This window comes from Anabaena sp. CCY 9910, assembly GCF_963920875.1.
Lineage (GTDB): Bacteria > Cyanobacteriota > Cyanobacteriia > Cyanobacteriales > Nostocaceae > Trichormus > Trichormus variabilis.
Genome location: NZ_CAWUDJ010000003.1, coordinates 263,472 through 279,541, shown reverse-complemented (window position 1 = coordinate 279,541; position 16,070 = coordinate 263,472). Strand labels below are relative to the sequence as shown.

Below are 16,070 nucleotides of genomic sequence, written 5' to 3'. Positions count from 1 at the left end.
CTAGATTTTAACTCATCACTCTAAAGCACTTTTTGACGTAGTTCTGGAAAGACTTTAGATACTTTTTTCAAGAGATAATCGCCATAAGTCCCACGAAATTCGTGAACACTAGCTTTATCCCAGCGATCGCTTTGATCATCTTTTACTACTACATCCTTCAGATCAATGGGTTTGACTTCAGCGTTAAAGTTAGGATCAAAGAAGAACGGGAACGAAAGGCGATTACTTGTTGATAGGTTGCGAACGCGGTGGGGTGTGGAGCGATATAGTCCTCTTGTCATGCGATCGAGCATATCCCCAATGTTACATACAAAGGAGCCAGGAATAGGAGGAGCATCTATCCAACCAGACTTGGATTTGACTTGCAATCCGCCGATGTTATCTTGCTTGAGAATAGTTAATACTCCGTAATCTGTATGTTCGCCAACGCCCCATTCAGATTGAGACCCTAAATTAGGAGGGTAATTAAAAATGCGAAATAATATCAATGGATCTTTCGTATAACGTTCTGCAAAGTAAGACTTGTCTAAATCTAGACTCAAGGCTATACCAGCCATGAGGATGTGTCCGAGTTTGGTCATTGAGTCTATATATTCAAGTACAGTTTCCCTAAATCGGGGAATATTAGATGGAAAGAGATTGCGACCGTGCATTGGTGTACCAGCTTTCACCAGTGGGTGATTGTCTTCTAGCTCGGAACCAAAATAAATACCTTCTTTTAAGTCTGGTCTACCTGATGTTAACTCGTTCCCCACAGGGAAATATCCTCGCCACGCTTTACCACCAAGAGCCATAGAAATTCTCAGTTTAGTTTCTTGATCCTGGGCGAAGAACTCTTGACTGAGATGTTCTAACTGCGTTTGCAGTTGTTCATCAACTCCATGTCCAACAATATAAAAAAAACCGTAATCTTGGCACGCTTGTTTGACCTGCTCTGCAAAGACATCAAAAGAGTTATTCTTTTGGCAAGTTAACCCACTAATATCAATGATGGGAAGTTGTAAGACTGTCATACTTTGTTTCTCCTTAGTGTGTGGACACGAATAACTAGAATTATATCGATACCAGAATTTTGAATATGGCGATCGCTAATCTTTTTAGAGGATCAAAGTAGGCGTTTGTCCACATTATCATGTGAATTTTCTTGTAAATACAGGTAATTTGATTGATTTACCGTAGTATTGATTATATAATTTTCATTGATTCACAAAAGAAAAATTATTGAGTAATACAAACTGAACAATAAAAGTTGTCAATTCAATAAATAAATCATCCCAAAATATGCAATATAACCAATTAGGTAATAGCGATCTACGAGTTTCTGATATTTGCCTTGGCACAATGACCTATGGGCAGCAAAATACTATAGAAGAAGCCCATCAACAACTAGATTATGCAATTGCTCAAGGAGTTAATTTCATAGATGCGGCTGAGATGTACCCAGTACCGACCAGCGCTGAAACTTATGGCTTAACGGAGACTTATATTGGAGAATGGTTAAAAAATCAACAGCGAGAGCAACTAATAATTGCTACTAAAATCGCGGGGCCTGGTCGTGGCTTTAAATGGGTACGTGGTGGAGCAAAAGCCATTGACCGCGATAATATCAAACAAGCCGTGGATGATAGTCTGCAAAGATTACAAACAGATTATATCGATTTATATCAAATTCATTGGCCTGATCGTTATGTACCCCGTTTTGGACAAACAGTTTTCGATCCCACTCAGGTAGGGGAAACGATTCCCATCACTGAACAGCTAGAAGTTTTTGCTGATGTCATCAATGCCGGAAAGATTCGCTATATTGGCTTGAGTAATGAAACTCCTTGGGGTGTAGCACAATTTAGTCATGCGGCTAAACAATTGGGATTACCTAAAGTTGTCTCAATTCAGAATGCTTATAACTTGCTCAATCGAAATTTTGATGGCGCACTTGCAGAAACAGTTTATTACGAGAACATTCCTTTATTAGCTTATAGTCCTTTGGGATTCGGCTATTTAACTGGTAAGTATCTTCATGGTAAACCAGAGAAAGCAAGAGTTACTTTATTTGAAAACTTTGGTCAGAGATATTTAAAACCAAATGTTAGCAAAGCAGTAGCAGCTTATGTAGATATTGCCAAAAGCCATCAACTGAGTCCTGCACAACTAGCGATCGCATTCGTGCGGAGTCGTTGGTTTGTTGCTAGTACGATTATTGGTGCTACTACACTAGAACAACTCAAAGAGAATATAGAAAGCATCAATGTAGTTCTTGATAAAGACATTTTGGCAGAATTGGATGCAGTTCACACTCAATATCCAAATCCAGCACCATAAAACAAGATACCCAACTTCTCGAAGAAGTTGGGTATCTCTGAATAAAGCAAAGGTGTAGAAAATTATGGCGATGCTAATAAACCAATCCTTCCTATTCATACAGGAATATCAACATGGCTGAAATTAAGATATACAGCGCGGTAGTTTGCCCTTATGCTCACCGTTCGCGTTTGGTACTTCAAGAAAAAGGCATTGACTTTGATTTGATAGAGATTAATTTGCAGAACAAGCCAGAAGGATTTACAGATATTTCTCCTTATGGCAAAGTACCAGCACTAGTACATGGTAATCATCGAGTTTGGGAATCAGCAGTAATTAACGAATATCTGAATGAGGTATTTCCTCAGCCGCCTCTTCTACCCAGTAGTCCTATTGCTAAAGCCCAAGCTCGTATCTGGATTGATTTTGCTAATACTAGATTCGTTCCGGCTTTTTCTGCTTTGTTGCGTAGTCCCGATATTCAACAGCAAGAAGCGGCTAAACAAGAACTGTATAAACATTTAGAGTTTATCGAAAATGAAGGTCTAGGGAAGTTATCAGGAGACGGCCCCTACTGGTTTGGTGAATCAATTAGTCTAGTTGATTTCACCTTTTATCCCTGGTTTGAGCGTTGGCCTGCACTGAAGCATTATCGAGGTTTGGCGCTACCAGAGGAATTTACTCGTCTACGTCGCTGGAAAAAAGCTGTAAAACAACGTGATTCAGTTGTGGCGATCGCTAATAGTAAGGAGTTCTATATTGAGCGATATGCTAGATTTGCTACTCCTGTCGCTGCATAGTCAACCCTGGGAGAAAGTCAAAGGTTAAAGACATTTTCGCTTTCCCTAAGTGTTCGCCACTCAAATATTTTGGGTGGCGAACAACTAAAAATAGTCAGGCGGGATATTGCTTTAATTAGGATAACTAGTCTGCTATAAATTGGGTAACTCAATCCTGGGGGGAGATTAGCTAGACAGCAGAGCATCTTCTGTTACCAAGCTTGATCTGCGGAAATAAGAAGCGGAATTTAGTCCCATTTTATGGCAAGATTCAGCACACTTGCGGCAAATAGCAGCACAGAACATCATTGTGGCATCACCGCTCATCTGTTCGCAAGCGATAGCAGTGCGATCGCAAATTTGGGCGCACAAGCTACAGGTGTTTCCCATAAACTCAGAACCGTCATTAATCATGTTGACGCACATCATGCACATTTCTGCACAGTCCCGCATCATGGACATCATACTCATATCCATGTATCTACCATTCTGATTCTTGCAATACTTAATAGTATCAATGCAAGTCGTTTGACATTCTATGCAGTTTTGTTTGCAAGCTTCCATTTCAGCAAGTATGGATTCAGTTGTCATCATAGAAATAGTCTCCTTGCTTTTGCAGTAGGTAATGTGGCTGACTTAATTAGCAAGGTAACCCTTTATTTTTGGGAAAGCAATAGTTTCCAAATTTCTAGTAATTTGAAGGACGCTATATCTATGTACTTGACGTAAATTACTCGGCTTGCCAATATTTCATGAGCTTACCATTGGCTACAATCCTCATTAATTAAGGACTTGGACTATTCTGTTAGTCATGATGCACTACTTTGTTGAAGTTCAGGTATCCCTTAATATGCAAAATTTTCCATCCGTTGATTTGATTTGTCATCTTCCTAAATCAAAAAAAGTTGACAAATAATATCTTTTTCATTTACTAGCTGTTTCAGCCTAAAACCCTTATATAGCAAAGATTATAGCTATATAAATCATTGAGGTAAATGATTATTTGAAAAAAAGCTATGAGTACATTTTCCTATAGCTCCTTAATGTCATAGTTTCATGACTTTGAGGCGAAAGCTGAAAATAACTTCATATCTAAATTTCTTTACATAATAGACTTGCCTTTTATTGTTAACCATGCAACACTGCTATATTATCATTAAACTACTTAATTTCTACCGACTAACAGGAGTTAGTTCCAGGAAGTCTTGTTACTACTAAAATAGTTATTTTGTAAAAGTGCTTACAGAGTAAGGTTTTAAGGTTAAGTAGACTCAACAAGAATTAAAGAAAAGTAGCGTTGATGGATAAATCTTGCTTGTTTGTAACACTCCTAATCCCAAAGTTTTAGCCATAGTAATCCTCTCATCGGTTGCGTAAGGTGGATATTCCACCTTATTTACTTAATTTTACATTTTGAAATATTTGGTTCTAAAAAATGAGTCAATTAATAAAAGATTTTGCAAATATATCTCAATCGTGGACAAGTAAACGCACTACTCGTCGTCACGCTTTATTTGCTCTTGGCTGTAGCCTAGTATTGTCTACCACACTATTTAGTTGTAGCCCTTCCCAAAATAATAACCAGCAACAAGCATCTTCTTCCGCATCTAATGTAGCAAATACAAATGCTACTAATAAAGTGGTGAGGATTGTCCGCTCCAAACAATTGACAGCTTTAGCGGTTCTAGAACAAAAACGTATTCTAGAAGAGCGACTAAAACCTTTAGGTTACAAAGTAGAATGGCCTGAATTTGCTGCTGGCCCTCAGCAATTAGAAGCTTTGAATACAGGCGCACTGGATATTGCTTCAACTGCTGAATCACCTCCTATCTTTTCCCAAGCAGCAGGGACACCTCTAGTTTATTTAGCTGCTAATTCTTCTGATGGTAAAGCAGTGTCGCTGTTAGTTCCTGCTAACTCTAATGTTAAAAGTGTTAAAGACTTAAAAGGTAAGAAAATTGCTTCTCAAAAAGCATCTATCGGTCACTATCTTATAGTCAGGGCTGTAGAAAGAGAAGGGTTAAAACTGAGTGATATACAGCCAGTTTATCTACCACCTCCCGATGCGAATGTGGCATTTAGTCAAGGTAAAGTTGATGCTTGGTTTATTTGGGAACCATTTGTGACTAGAAATGTACAACAGAAGGTTGGTAGAGTTTTAACAGATGGTGGCAATGGTTTACGGGATACTAACAACTATGTCTCTACAACCCGTAAGTTTTACCAAGAAAATCCAGAGTTAATCAAAATATTTCTGGAAGAACTGCAAAAAGCCCAAAATTGGGCAAAAAATAACCCCAAAGAACTGGCTAACTTACTTGCTCAAACTACTCAACTTGACCCGCCTACATTAGAAATTATGCACAGTAAGTATGATTTCACACTCATACCAATTACTGAACAAATTATTAATAAACAGCAGGAAGTTGCTGACAAATGGTACCGCTTAGGGCTGATACCAAGAAAGGTGAATGTCAGAGAGGGCTTTTTAACTCCAGAACAATATGCAGCAATTACTCCCCAGGAAGTGCTGGCAAAAAAATAGTATTGGGGAAGGTTTCATAGTTGATAGCGCTGCGTGTGTCAGTGGTTTTAAATCTAGTTGAATATCTTCTTTCTAGGCGGTCGTTAGCTGTTTTGCCAATTACTAACAAAAACTCTATTCCCTTTTGGGTAGAGTTTTTTATTATGTCTACACTTACGTTAAGCTAATGCGCGCCTTAATTGCATAACTACTAATCAGGGCTGTCAACAGCTTTCACGATGGATTGTGCAAATTGCTAATTTAGCAACATTGTATTATTGTCAAGCATTTGACGAAATTAGACAATATGCCATACAATCTACAGTAAGCACATCAAGTTAGTGTTGTTTACTCATTTGGTTGAAGGGAAAAATCGAAATGGCATTAGCCCAACATATCAGTATTCAGAACGATACAAGAGTAAATCTTCCTTTTTTAAGTAAGATATCTCAAACAGTTATAACTTTTTATGGTCGGTTATGGTGGCATACGCAAGCGTATACTACTGTTTTGGGTATGATGTTTTTAGTATTAACTAGTTTAGGATTTTTATCTATTTATTGGTTTGGGAAAAAGCTGACTCAAGGACTTCAGCATGGAACTGTTGCCGAACAAAAATGACTATAGATAAAAGGTTGTGTTTGGTATCTTATCTAGCTCCTAATTGGTGGCAGTTCTATCAAGCGATCGCCACTTATTTAGGTCGGGTTGTACAGATGGAAATCCAACTACAGCCAGGTGAATGTGATCCTCTAGAAGACCCCTTATTATTACAAGACCAACTAGACCTAGCTTTTATTTGTGGATTACCACTAATTCGCTATAGTCAAACAGTTACAACTCAATTGCAAACATTGGTTGCCCCTGTGATGGAATCATCGCGCTATGGTAACCATCCTGTTTACTTTGCAGATGTCATCATCAATACTAAAAGTAAGATGACAAAGTTTGCAGATTTGTCAGGAAAAACATTTTGCTATAACGACCTTGGTTCTAATAGTGGTTACAATTTACTCTGTCATCATTTAATTCAGCAAAGATATCCGGAAAATTTCTTTAGCAACACCCTACAATCAGGTTCACATCAGCGTTCAATTCGCTGGGTAGTTGAGGGATTGGCAGACTGTGCAGCGATTGATAGTGTGGTATTAGAACAAGAATTCAAGGATTTTCCCGAATTATTACAGCATTTGCGTGTAGTGGAAGTACTGGGGCCTGCTCCGATGCCGCCTTTAGTAGTAGCACAGCGTCTAGGTATATCTTTGATTGAGCAAATGCGGTTAGCACTACTCCAACCAGATGCAGATTTGCAAAGAGTGATGGAACGCTTTGGAGTTAGGCGTTTTGCAGCCGTGGAATTAAAAGATTATCAGATATTAAATCAGATTTATAGCGATCGCCTCCACGTTACACTTTGAAAGTGTAAAAGCTCACGCAGAGGCAAAAAGATTTCACATCAGGCGGTAATGCCATAAACCCAACTCTGCTGTTGAGACGACGACACAGCATCTTGATAAACTTGCCCAAATAATACTCGCTGTGCATGACTCCCGCCAATTTCATGCAGACGCGACAAAACAGGCTGGAGTTCTGCAACAGTTGTATGAAAATCTCCTTGGGCATGAGCTACCATACCTCTGGCGGCGGGTAGGGTTATTTCTAACCAACGCCGTCGTTGGAAAGGATTAATACTCAAGGCGTGATACTGCATACTCAACAGCATTTGCTTTACCCAATCATGGTGTCCCGCTTTGGCGAGTGCATAGACATAATGCAAGTCTTGAAATGGTAAAGCGTGTTCATCAATGCGACTGTAAAGATAAGGACTGATACCTTGCCAACGGTTGCCCACATCTACACCGTGTAATTCCAGCCGCAATAATAGGGAAATTGCTCCTACTTGGTCTTTGGGAGATTGTTTATTAGCACGTCTCCAAATGTGCGTATCATACAGGTTGAGAACTTCTCGGTAGTTTTCTAACTGCAAATAATATAGGGCAATGTGCCACCAGTTGTGAGTGTAGAGCATAGAGTTGCAGTTCTCCCAGGTATCTGCAAAACTCTCCATCCAAGCTATTCCCTCATCAACTCTTTTCTGTGTTTCCATAACATGAGCGATCGCATGATGCGCCCAAGGATCATACTTATTTATGGCGATCGCTTGATAAGCCATGTTTTCTGCTGCTTCAAGTTGGTGACACTGTTCTAAACCAAAGGCCACCATGCCATATAAATAATGATTTTCCGGATTGCTAGGTAAAACCTTTTGGGCAATTTGCCATAATTTTTCTTTGTCGCCCAAATAAAAATAGTGATATTGTCCCTGCTGCACAGAAATCAAATCACAGGGGGATTTATCGGTGATTTCTTCATGAATAGCGATCGCTACCTCAATCTCTTGATTTGCCCAGGCGGAAATTGCTTGTATATATAATTGTTCTCTGGCAGTAGCTTTGGCGAAATGCTGTTGTGCTGTTCGCAGATATGGTTGAGCTTGCTGCCAAGATTTACGGTTTTCTTGGGTGAGATAATAAGCAGCAGCATAAGCATGAGCTAATGCACAAGTGGGATCTGCTGCAATTGCTTGTAAAATTGCTGTCTCTGCATCACTACCATAACCCAACATCTGCTGGGTAAAACGGTTAATGGCTGCGATCGCTTTGGCTGAATCTGTGGTTACTACTAGCCCTTGTGCATCTTTAAGCATGATTAATTCCTTGCACCAAAATTTGTAGAGGTGCTAATAACATCTCTAACTAAGTTTTTATAAACTACAGTAAATCGGTCGGATTATCGTTCTTATGACCAAGAGTATGCCACACTCACTACAAAACCGCAAGCATTAAACTACTTAAAGTTGATAGGATAACCGGACTTAATTCCCTCAAAGTCTTGATTTACCTCATGGGCTGTGCGATAGTCTAATAGTATTTTATTAATACGGTAGTTCGATAGATTTACCGTATTAAAGCAACAGTAAATCTTGCTCTGACATAGAAATCATGCAGCTACATTGGTTTATTCCCACTCACGGTGAAGGGCGCTATCTAGGTACTGCCATAGGCGGGCGCGTAGTCAACTTTGATTACTGGCGGCAGATTGCTCAAGCTGTAGATCACTTAGGTTTTACAGGTGCATTATTACCTACAGGCCGTTCTTGTGAAGATGCTTGGATTTTGGCATCAACCTTGGTAACACACACCAAACAGATGAAATTTTTGGTGGCGATACGTCCGGGGTTGATGTCACCGGGAGTTGCAGCCAGAATGGCAGCAACTTTTGATCGCATTTCTGGAGGACGTTTGCTAATTAACGTCGTTACAGGTGGTGATCCAGTGGAATTGGCAGGGGATGGATTGCATCTTACCCATGACGATCGCTACAGATTAACAGATGAATTTTTGGCAGTGTGGCGGGAGATTGCTGCCGGAGAAACCGCCAACTTCCAGGGCGATTATCTCAATATTCAAGACGGTAAGCTGTTATTTCCCCCAGTCCAGCAACCTCATCCACCTCTGTGGTTTGGCGGTTCTTCCCCCATTGCTCAAGAAATCGCTGCCAAACACGTAGATGTATATTTAACTTGGGGCGAACCACCAGAACAAGTTGCCCAAAAGATTGCCTCTGTACGCCGACTAGCAGCAGCACAAGGAAGAACATTAAGTTTTGGGATTCGTCTCCATGTCATTGTCCGGGAAACTGAAAGCCAGGCTTGGGATGCAGCCAATAATTTAATTCGCTACGTAGATGATTCGGCGATCGCCCAAGCCCAACAAGCATACTCTCGCATGGATTCCGAAGGACAACGCCGAATGAAAGAATTACACAACGGCAGTCGAGAAGCTTTAGAAATTAGCCCGAATTTATGGGCGGGAATTGGTTTAGTGCGCGGCGGTGCGGGGACTGCCTTAGTTGGTGACCCCGATACAGTAGCTCAAAGAATGCTGGAATATCAAAAATTAGGTATCGATACCTTTATCTTCTCCGGTTATCCCCATCTAGAAGAAGCCTATCGAGTAGCAGAGTTACTCTTTCCACGGTTACCCCTACAGCATCAACCAACAGTAGCACCACAACTATTGAGTCCCTTTGGCGAAGTTGTAGCCAACCAAGACTTCCCTAAACAGCAAATCGCCACTGTAGATTAAAAACTCCGCGCCACCACCGTTTGCGTAGCGTCTCCGTGAGGAGTTCAAAATCTCTCTCCCTGCGAGACGCTACTCTAACTTCTCTGTGGGTTTAAAAACCCTCAAAAACAGCATTTAAATTCCCGCACCATCCAAAAACTCTTCAATGACTAAATTACTCTCAGCTTTAGTCTCTTGGAGGTGTTGATTGTCCACCTGGTTGATGGATACATGAAAATTACCTCCTAACTGTTCTACCTGCTGTTCTAAATCCTTCACACGTTCAAAGAGGGCGCGGATAGCCTCTGCTTCCATATCGCGGACTTTTCCATGCGCTAAAACATGAGCTTGATCAACCCGAATCAAACGCCCTGGAACGCCTACAACTGTCGTATTGCTGGGAACATCGCGCAAAACTACTGAACCTGCACCAATACGAACGTTGTTACCAATGTGAATATTACCTAATACTTTTGCACCCGCTCCTACAACTACATTTTCACCCAATGTAGGATGACGCTTACCGCTTTCCTTGCCTGTGCCGCCAAGGGTAACACCTTGATAAATCAGTGCATAATCACCAACAATGGCGGTTTCACCAATAACTACACCCATACCGTGGTCGATAAATACGCCTTTACCAATCTTTGCACCAGGATGAATTTCAATTCCTGTCAAAAACCGACTGATACTCGAAATCAATCGTGGAAATAAGGGAATTCCAATCTTATACAACCAATGGGTAAGGCGATGAAACATCAAGGCTTGAAGGCCAGGATAACAAAATAAAATTTCTAGCCAATTACGGGCTGCGGGATCGCGTTCATAAATTGTGCGTAAGTCAGTTAAAAGCATATTTTTGCCCTGAGAAATGATGAGTTAGTTTGAGATTATGGTGATATTTATTACATGAACAAATAAGTGATAACTAAGAAAATTAGGTTTTCATACACTGATTCAGGCTTAAATAAAAAGCTTTATAGACAAATAACGGTAAGCTGATAGACTTATAGTAATTTAATGAATATTCGCAGAACTGTATCTCATAGAACATTGTTTTTAGCAATTTTCTCGTTTAAAGTACAATAAGTCTATCAATTAACAGTGGTATGATGACGCAGAGCTTAAAAAAACAAAACTATACCCTATTGGATCTGTCTGCCAAAGTGGAATATGCACTATTGGCACTTTTAGAACTAGCTAACCAATATGTTCAAAAAACACCCACAACCATGAGTGACATCTCTGCTAAGCATCCGATTCCAGAGCGCTATCTAGAGCAGATTCTTTCTAGTTTGCGGCGGGCTGGCGTAGTGCAGAGTCAACGTGGTTCTAGAGGTGGCTTTGTTTTGACCCGTGAACCTCGGCAATTGACCTTGTTAGAGGTCGTAATTATGTTGGATGGAGAGCAAAAAGAAAAAGAATCTCCTTCTGAAGAAAATTTAGAAAAAAGCTTGGTGTGCGAGATTTGGCAACAAGCGGATGTAGCTGCACAAAATATTTTGAGCCAATATACTATCCAAGACTTGTGTGACCAACGAGAAGCACGTTTACAGAAAGGTCAGATGTATTACATTTAGCGATATAAGAATACTGTTATGAAAATTGCCAGAAATATTACAGAGCTAGTTGGACGTACGCCATTGGTGCGGTTAAATAATATTCCCCAAGCAGAGGGATCTGTAGCCGATATAGTGGTGAAGTTAGAAAGCATGAACCCATCTGCGTCGGTGAAAGACAGAATTGGCGTAAGTATGGTGGAAAGTGCAGAAGAGGCAGGTCTAATTCATCCAGGTAAGACAATATTAGTAGAACCAACTTCAGGAAATACGGGTATTGCTTTGGCAATGGTGGCTGCTGCTAAAGGCTATCATTTGATTCTGACCATGCCGGAGACGATGAGTACAGAAAGACGGTCGATGTTGCGAGCTTATGGCGCACAGTTGGAATTAACTCCAGGTCTGGAAGGGATGCGGGGAGCGATCGCCAGAGCCGAGCAGATTGTGACAGAATTGCCTAATGCCTATATGTTGCAACAGTTCCGTAACCCAGCGAATCCCAAAGTACATCGTCAAACTACTGCTGAAGAAATTTGGTCAGATACCGATGGACAGGTAGATATTGTAGTGGGTGGAGTCGGGACTGGCGGAACATTAACTGGAGTCGCTCAGGTACTTAAAGAACGTAAACCCAGTTTTCAAGCTATTGCTGTAGAACCAAGCAATAGCCAAGTGCTTTCCGGAGGAAAATCAGGAGCGCATAAAATTCAAGGTATCGGTGCAGGATTTATCCCGGCAATTTGTCGTCTGGAATTGATTGATCAGATAATTGCCGTTTCGGATGAGGATGCGATCGCCTATAGTCGCAGATTAGCAAGAGAAGAAGGTTTATTATCAGGTATCTCTACAGGTGCAGCGTTGTATGCAGCTATTCAGGTGGCAAAGCGTCCAGAAAATAGCGGTAAGTTGATTGTTATGGTTCAACCTAGTTTTGGCGAACGCTATTTAAGTACAACGTTGTTCAAGGATTTATCAGAGTTGGAAATATCTGCACTCAATTAATACTGAGTTGTCAGCAAAAATAGTAACTTAGGCCGGAAGTGGAGAGTGGAAATCCAGCATCTTCCATCCTAGTTTACTAATTTCTTTACACTCCATTACTCCAGAATATAAGTATTCAGATAATCTAGAGGAACGGTAAACACATAGTACAGTACACCCCCGCCCAGGAGAATCACAGCCAGACTCGCCAGAAGTATCCAACGGTCTGGTGGTTGATAAGTATCCTCGTCAATATCTTTGCGAACAGCGAAATAATGCTGTGTTGAAAGTAACACCGTCAATACTCCGACTAAGGCAAATGCTAATCCTAACTTCCAACCATTACCAGGAGGCTGTGATGCTAATGGAGGTTGAAGAATCCGCAATCGCACAATCAACACACCAAAACCCATGAGTGCAATACCACTCCGCATCCATGCTAGATAGGTACGTTCATTAGCTAAATGATCTCGGATTCTATCGGATCTATATTTCTTTTTTACTGAATTTTTACTTGGCAATTTTTCGGCTTCTATTGTCATGAGATATATTTATTTATTTGCTTCTCAAGTAATTTTAATATTCCATCTATTTTACAAAATTAAGCTGACATTTTTTAGGAAATCAATAAAGATTTCTCTAACGAAAATAGTAATCAAATTAATTGATTAACTTAGAGATTTTAATAAATGATTTCTATCAAAAATTGGACATTACTGAATATGAAGAGGAAAATTAATTAGGACTTACGCAAGTGTCATAGTCAAAGTAACTGTAGGGTGCGTCAGCCCCAATAATTTCGTACACATTAGAGGATTTTCCATATCTGACGCACCCTACTATTGTGCCAGCTACGTAAGTCCTGTTAATAACTGATCAAGTATCATTGTATTGTGATGCAGGGAGAAAACACCCGCAAAGATATGATGCGCGCGATTCATATTGTGATTCAGTAAAGCTAAATTTTTACTAGCATTAGCGTTTAAAAATTATGTCGTACAGCGACAGGAGAATTTCCACCACAATCAAAATCACTACATACCATTCTACTCGCTGGCTACTGCTATGCTGCATGAACTCCAGCACAGTTTGTGCAGTTTGGGAAATTAGCTCTAGTTTTCGTTCCAAAGCATTATGACGCTCACGGATTTCGTATTCATCTTCCAAACGCAGATATAAGTTTTCTAGTTGTGGTGATTCCCATAGCAATTCCGGCTTATCGATAATTTCTACTCGACCCACAATTTTATGTTGAACTAGCAGGGTAGCTCCAAGTTGACGCAATAATTCCCGACTTTTGCGTTGACTCCTATTGTCACCCTGGAGACTAGCCGCGAACGGTTCAATTTGATCAAATACAGTTGCTAAACTCGTTTCATAGTGAGATAGAACAACACTCTTAGCAAGAATATCAGCCACTATCTGTAAACGTTCTACGCTAAATTCATGCAGGAAAATTTTCCCTTCTTTAACTCTTTCACTTTCCGCAATATTGCGGCGAACATCTACCTCTTCTGTTTCCGGTTCAGTAAAAGAATCACTAACTAGAGAGGATAGTTTGCTCAAAAATGCTACCTTTTCCATAGGCTCAAGGTTGAACAAAACAACTGCACCATAACTCAGAAGCACAGCACAACCTTGTTCACCTACGGTAACTATTAATGGCATAGTCGCCAAGCAATCGTAATTCTCCAATCTTTGTAGGTTAATTTTCTTACCAAGGAATAGGGCTTGCGCTTTAAAGCTATCTTTGCCGTGAAAAAGGAGTTTTTGCATTGTCGCCTGACACTATATTTTTGTCCATCAAGGGAATACCAGGAAATAAATTATCCCATCTTGTGATGCGATTAAGATGCCTGCTACTCATCACGGACAAGTAGGATATCCATCCTAGAATAAATTTTGGGACTTTTTTATGGGGAATTCCCTCTATGGCTATAGATTTTCTAGTAGATTACTAGCCAGTTGTAGTGGAGCGATGACCGAGTACTGTAAATTGGTTGCTGCGTGACTTTACAGCATAGGGTCAACAACTGGCGATTTGTTGCGGCTGTTCCGCTCTCTTGATATCTCATTTAAACTGCAAAATCTAGACAAGTTATGCCAAATTGCCAAAATATTTGAAGTCCGTCATAAATTGACAACAAAAGAGTCGGAAAAATTCCAACTCTTTATTTCTGTGCAATATCTTAGGTGAACAGACCTATTCAATTCCTACCAGTCACTTAATCTTCGATTTTCGCTGTGGTAACTCCTGCATCTAGCGCGGCTTGAGAATTTTCGGGAATAAACCAGTTAACTTCGCCAGATTGGAAAACCTTTGTAGGTGGAAGATTGAATTCAATTTCACTAGTTTGGGGGTTGTTTGTAGCAACTAACCTAGTTCCGTGAAAAATCTTAACAACTTGAGCGGGAGTTGCTGCTTGTTCTGCTGTAGCAGCTTTTCCAGGAAGATAAACACCTTGACAGTCCCACTCATCATCAGTTTCTGCACCACTAGGAAGCAGATATAATTCATTGTCGTAGGTCGAGGTAGATTTTTTCGGTTTTTCACCGTATATCAATAGTGTTTTATCTGTTTCATTGCGACAAATTCCCACAGGTTCTTCACTATTTTCTATAATGTATTTTTGGTATTGCAAGTTAGAAATTTTTTGCTCAATTTCTGGTGTTGATCCTTGGGTTTGTCTATCCTGTAAAGCAGAGTCTAGTGATTTGGTGATTTCTATATAGTCTGGGTCATTAGCTAATTTCTTTCCTGCCCAAGATGGTGAAGCAACCATCAAGTTGACCAAGAGTAATAAGCAAACTAGCGCGGTTTTGAGTAGAGTATTCTTGAAAATTTTCATGGTTTTCTCCTGAAAAATTAGTGGTTTCGGATGCTAACTACCTAATTGAAGGTATTAATTGAGAATTTTTACATCTATCTAATGATGCAAGTTACTAAGATAAAAGCTCATTTTTGTTTAATTCCAGGTATAAGCTCTGCTTCAGGTGCTTCCAAGGAGAATTTATAATTTACTCGCCAAATATTCTTGCTTAAAATTAACAGGTAAGACCCAATGCTTACACAGATTATGAAAAGTAAAATGGGAGTTTCTATCGTTTGGCTTTCTATTAAAATGGAAACACCTAATCCTATTAATATAAAGGGAACTAAAGAATTACCATAGTGGGTAATTGCAGAAGCGATCGCCTTGATCTGAGTTAAGTGATAGGCTAGATAACACCACACACCTACCATCACGAAGAAAACTAGCAAAATTACCAGTAAGTTATCCCATGTATTCGTGGCAAACATGGGCATATAGATACTAATGTTGTCACTACCATTCGCAATTGTGACTGCTGCTACACCATAGGTTTGGGGTGAAAGAAAATTGTTCCACCAAGACGGCGAAGATTCAGGAGTATTTAAATCTTCTGTGTCGCTAGTTTCTTGATTTAGTAAGCGATTGATGCCAATAATTATCGGCACAACACCAAGTAGACCAATCCAAGATGCTGGGATGATGAGTCTACCAAAGAAGCTAGGCAAACTGGCAACTACTAAGGCGCTAAAACCCAAATACTGACCGATAAATATATGGCGACGGCGAAAACAAGCATTTATCTGTGAGAAAAACAGTGACAGGACGACAATATCGTCGAGATTAGTAGCCACAAAAGCCGTGAATCCTGTAGAAATAGCAGTCAGTAGTTCGCTCATGGGTGCGTTGTGTCTCCTCAATGGTAGTGATCGTCAAGCATCTGTATGGGTGGAATGGAGGTTGTGAGTGTGGAAAATGGGTAACTTCAGAAA

Annotated in this window: 16 protein-coding genes; 8 read left to right on the top strand and 8 right to left on the bottom strand. The window is 40.2% G+C overall.

The genetic code is table 11. From position 1 onward, the window contains the following. Positions 1–20 precede the first annotated feature (20 nt). Positions 21–1,013 (bottom strand): isopenicillin N synthase family dioxygenase, encoded by a 993-nt coding sequence (locus tag ACM5QX_RS04955; protein WP_414752627.1) that lies wholly within the window; start codon positions 1,011–1,013, stop codon positions 21–23. A gap of 268 nt (positions 1,014–1,281) precedes the next feature. Between ACM5QX_RS04955 and ACM5QX_RS04950 the strand changes: the two genes are divergently transcribed. Beyond that, positions 1,282–2,319 carry an NADP(H)-dependent aldo-keto reductase gene (locus ACM5QX_RS04950; RefSeq protein WP_414752626.1) on the top strand — a complete coding sequence of 346 codons (1,038 nt, stop codon included), beginning with the start codon at positions 1,282–1,284 and terminating at the stop codon, positions 2,317–2,319. 113 nt (positions 2,320–2,432) lie between these two features. Then, on the top strand, positions 2,433–3,098 hold the full coding sequence (locus ACM5QX_RS04945; protein WP_414752625.1) for a glutathione S-transferase family protein: 666 nt from the start codon (positions 2,433–2,435) through the stop codon (positions 3,096–3,098). A 165-nt stretch (positions 3,099–3,263) separates the two neighbouring features. Here the strand turns inward: ACM5QX_RS04945 and ACM5QX_RS04940 are convergent, their stop codons facing one another. Next, a complete protein-coding gene (locus ACM5QX_RS04940) occupies positions 3,264–3,677 on the bottom strand; it encodes a four-helix bundle copper-binding protein (protein WP_414752647.1) in 414 nt (137 codons plus the stop codon). 835 nt (positions 3,678–4,512) lie between these two features. Between ACM5QX_RS04940 and ACM5QX_RS04935 the strand changes: the two genes are divergently transcribed. From ACM5QX_RS04935 to ACM5QX_RS04925, 3 genes are all read left to right on the top strand, one after another. Continuing rightward, on the top strand, positions 4,513–5,622 hold the full coding sequence (locus ACM5QX_RS04935) for an aliphatic sulfonate ABC transporter substrate-binding protein (protein WP_414752624.1): 1,110 nt from the start codon (positions 4,513–4,515) through the stop codon (positions 5,620–5,622). A 357-nt stretch (positions 5,623–5,979) separates the two neighbouring features. Further along, positions 5,980–6,222 carry a hypothetical protein gene (locus ACM5QX_RS04930; RefSeq protein WP_414752623.1) on the top strand — a complete coding sequence of 81 codons (243 nt, stop codon included), beginning with the start codon at positions 5,980–5,982 and terminating at the stop codon, positions 6,220–6,222. Further along, positions 6,219–7,019: a PhnD/SsuA/transferrin family substrate-binding protein gene (locus ACM5QX_RS04925; RefSeq protein WP_414752622.1), complete on the top strand. Its 801-nt coding sequence runs from the start codon at positions 6,219–6,221 to the stop codon at positions 7,017–7,019. The genes ACM5QX_RS04930 and ACM5QX_RS04925 overlap by 4 nt, the downstream gene beginning before the upstream one ends. Positions 7,020–7,057: 38 nt before the next feature. Here the strand turns inward: ACM5QX_RS04925 and ACM5QX_RS04920 are convergent, their stop codons facing one another. Next, positions 7,058–8,308, bottom strand: a complete 1,251-nt coding sequence (locus ACM5QX_RS04920) for a tetratricopeptide repeat protein (protein WP_414752621.1) — start codon at positions 8,306–8,308, stop codon at positions 7,058–7,060. A 295-nt stretch (positions 8,309–8,603) separates the two neighbouring features. Between ACM5QX_RS04920 and ssuD the strand changes: the two genes are divergently transcribed. Beyond that, complete coding sequence (gene ssuD / locus ACM5QX_RS04915; protein WP_414752620.1) at positions 8,604–9,749, top strand: FMNH2-dependent alkanesulfonate monooxygenase; 1,146 nt, start codon at positions 8,604–8,606, stop codon at positions 9,747–9,749. A gap of 114 nt (positions 9,750–9,863) precedes the next feature. Here the strand turns inward: ssuD and cysE are convergent, their stop codons facing one another. Further along, positions 9,864–10,583 carry a serine O-acetyltransferase gene (gene cysE / locus ACM5QX_RS04910; protein ID WP_011321667.1) on the bottom strand — a complete coding sequence of 240 codons (720 nt, stop codon included), beginning with the start codon at positions 10,581–10,583 and terminating at the stop codon, positions 9,864–9,866. A 257-nt stretch (positions 10,584–10,840) separates the two neighbouring features. Here cysE and ACM5QX_RS04905 point away from each other — a divergent pair, with 257 nt between their 5' ends. Next, positions 10,841–11,308 (top strand): RrF2 family transcriptional regulator, encoded by a 468-nt coding sequence (locus ACM5QX_RS04905; RefSeq protein ID WP_041456525.1) that lies wholly within the window; start codon positions 10,841–10,843, stop codon positions 11,306–11,308. Positions 11,309–11,326: 18 nt separating this feature from the next. After that, entirely contained in the window at positions 11,327–12,289 is a 963-nt protein-coding gene (gene cysK / locus ACM5QX_RS04900; RefSeq protein WP_011321669.1) for a cysteine synthase A, read from the top strand. Positions 12,290–12,384: 95 nt separating this feature from the next. Here the strand turns inward: cysK and ACM5QX_RS04895 are convergent, their stop codons facing one another. The 4 genes from ACM5QX_RS04895 to ACM5QX_RS04880 all read right to left on the bottom strand — a co-directional run bounded on the left by ACM5QX_RS04895 (position 12,385) and on the right by ACM5QX_RS04880 (position 15,977). Continuing rightward, on the bottom strand, positions 12,385–12,810 hold the full coding sequence (locus ACM5QX_RS04895) for a YidH family protein (RefSeq protein WP_011321670.1): 426 nt from the start codon (positions 12,808–12,810) through the stop codon (positions 12,385–12,387). A gap of 433 nt (positions 12,811–13,243) precedes the next feature. Then, the gene (locus ACM5QX_RS04890; RefSeq protein ID WP_011321671.1) at positions 13,244–14,044 is read right to left on the bottom strand and encodes an RMD1 family protein; all 801 of its coding nucleotides are present in this window, start codon (positions 14,042–14,044) and stop codon (positions 13,244–13,246) included. 449 nt (positions 14,045–14,493) lie between these two features. Then, positions 14,494–15,117, bottom strand: coding sequence for a hypothetical protein (locus tag ACM5QX_RS04885; protein WP_414752619.1), 624 nt, complete (start codon positions 15,115–15,117; stop codon positions 14,494–14,496). Positions 15,118–15,224: 107 nt separating this feature from the next. Beyond that, positions 15,225–15,977 (bottom strand): cadmium resistance transporter, encoded by a 753-nt coding sequence (locus tag ACM5QX_RS04880; RefSeq protein WP_414752618.1) that lies wholly within the window; start codon positions 15,975–15,977, stop codon positions 15,225–15,227. Positions 15,978–16,070 lie beyond the last annotated feature (93 nt).

What these genes read in the sequence shown, in the direction of transcription:
- ACM5QX_RS04955 (WP_414752627.1), bottom strand. Translation starts at nt 1,013, where the DNA reads ATGACAGTCTTACAACTTCCCATCATTGATATTAGTGGGTTAACTTGC.
- ACM5QX_RS04950 (WP_414752626.1), top strand. Translation starts at nt 1,282, where the DNA reads ATGCAATATAACCAATTAGGTAATAGCGATCTACGAGTTTCTGATATT.
- ACM5QX_RS04945 (WP_414752625.1), top strand. Translation starts at nt 2,433, where the DNA reads ATGGCTGAAATTAAGATATACAGCGCGGTAGTTTGCCCTTATGCTCAC.
- ACM5QX_RS04935 (WP_414752624.1), top strand. Translation starts at nt 4,513, where the DNA reads ATGAGTCAATTAATAAAAGATTTTGCAAATATATCTCAATCGTGGACA.
- ACM5QX_RS04930 (WP_414752623.1), top strand. Translation starts at nt 5,980, where the DNA reads ATGGCATTAGCCCAACATATCAGTATTCAGAACGATACAAGAGTAAAT.
- ACM5QX_RS04925 (WP_414752622.1), top strand. Translation starts at nt 6,219, where the DNA reads ATGACTATAGATAAAAGGTTGTGTTTGGTATCTTATCTAGCTCCTAAT.
- ACM5QX_RS04920 (WP_414752621.1), bottom strand. Translation starts at nt 8,308, where the DNA reads ATGCTTAAAGATGCACAAGGGCTAGTAGTAACCACAGATTCAGCCAAA.
- ssuD (WP_414752620.1), top strand. Translation starts at nt 8,604, where the DNA reads ATGCAGCTACATTGGTTTATTCCCACTCACGGTGAAGGGCGCTATCTA.
- cysE (WP_011321667.1), bottom strand. Translation starts at nt 10,583, where the DNA reads ATGCTTTTAACTGACTTACGCACAATTTATGAACGCGATCCCGCAGCC.
- ACM5QX_RS04905 (WP_041456525.1), top strand. Translation starts at nt 10,841, where the DNA reads ATGACGCAGAGCTTAAAAAAACAAAACTATACCCTATTGGATCTGTCT.
- cysK (WP_011321669.1), top strand. Translation starts at nt 11,327, where the DNA reads ATGAAAATTGCCAGAAATATTACAGAGCTAGTTGGACGTACGCCATTG.
- ACM5QX_RS04895 (WP_011321670.1), bottom strand. Translation starts at nt 12,810, where the DNA reads ATGACAATAGAAGCCGAAAAATTGCCAAGTAAAAATTCAGTAAAAAAG.
- ACM5QX_RS04890 (WP_011321671.1), bottom strand. Translation starts at nt 14,044, where the DNA reads ATGCAAAAACTCCTTTTTCACGGCAAAGATAGCTTTAAAGCGCAAGCC.
- ACM5QX_RS04885 (WP_414752619.1), bottom strand. Translation starts at nt 15,117, where the DNA reads ATGAAAATTTTCAAGAATACTCTACTCAAAACCGCGCTAGTTTGCTTA.
- ACM5QX_RS04880 (WP_414752618.1), bottom strand. Translation starts at nt 15,977, where the DNA reads ATGAGCGAACTACTGACTGCTATTTCTACAGGATTCACGGCTTTTGTG.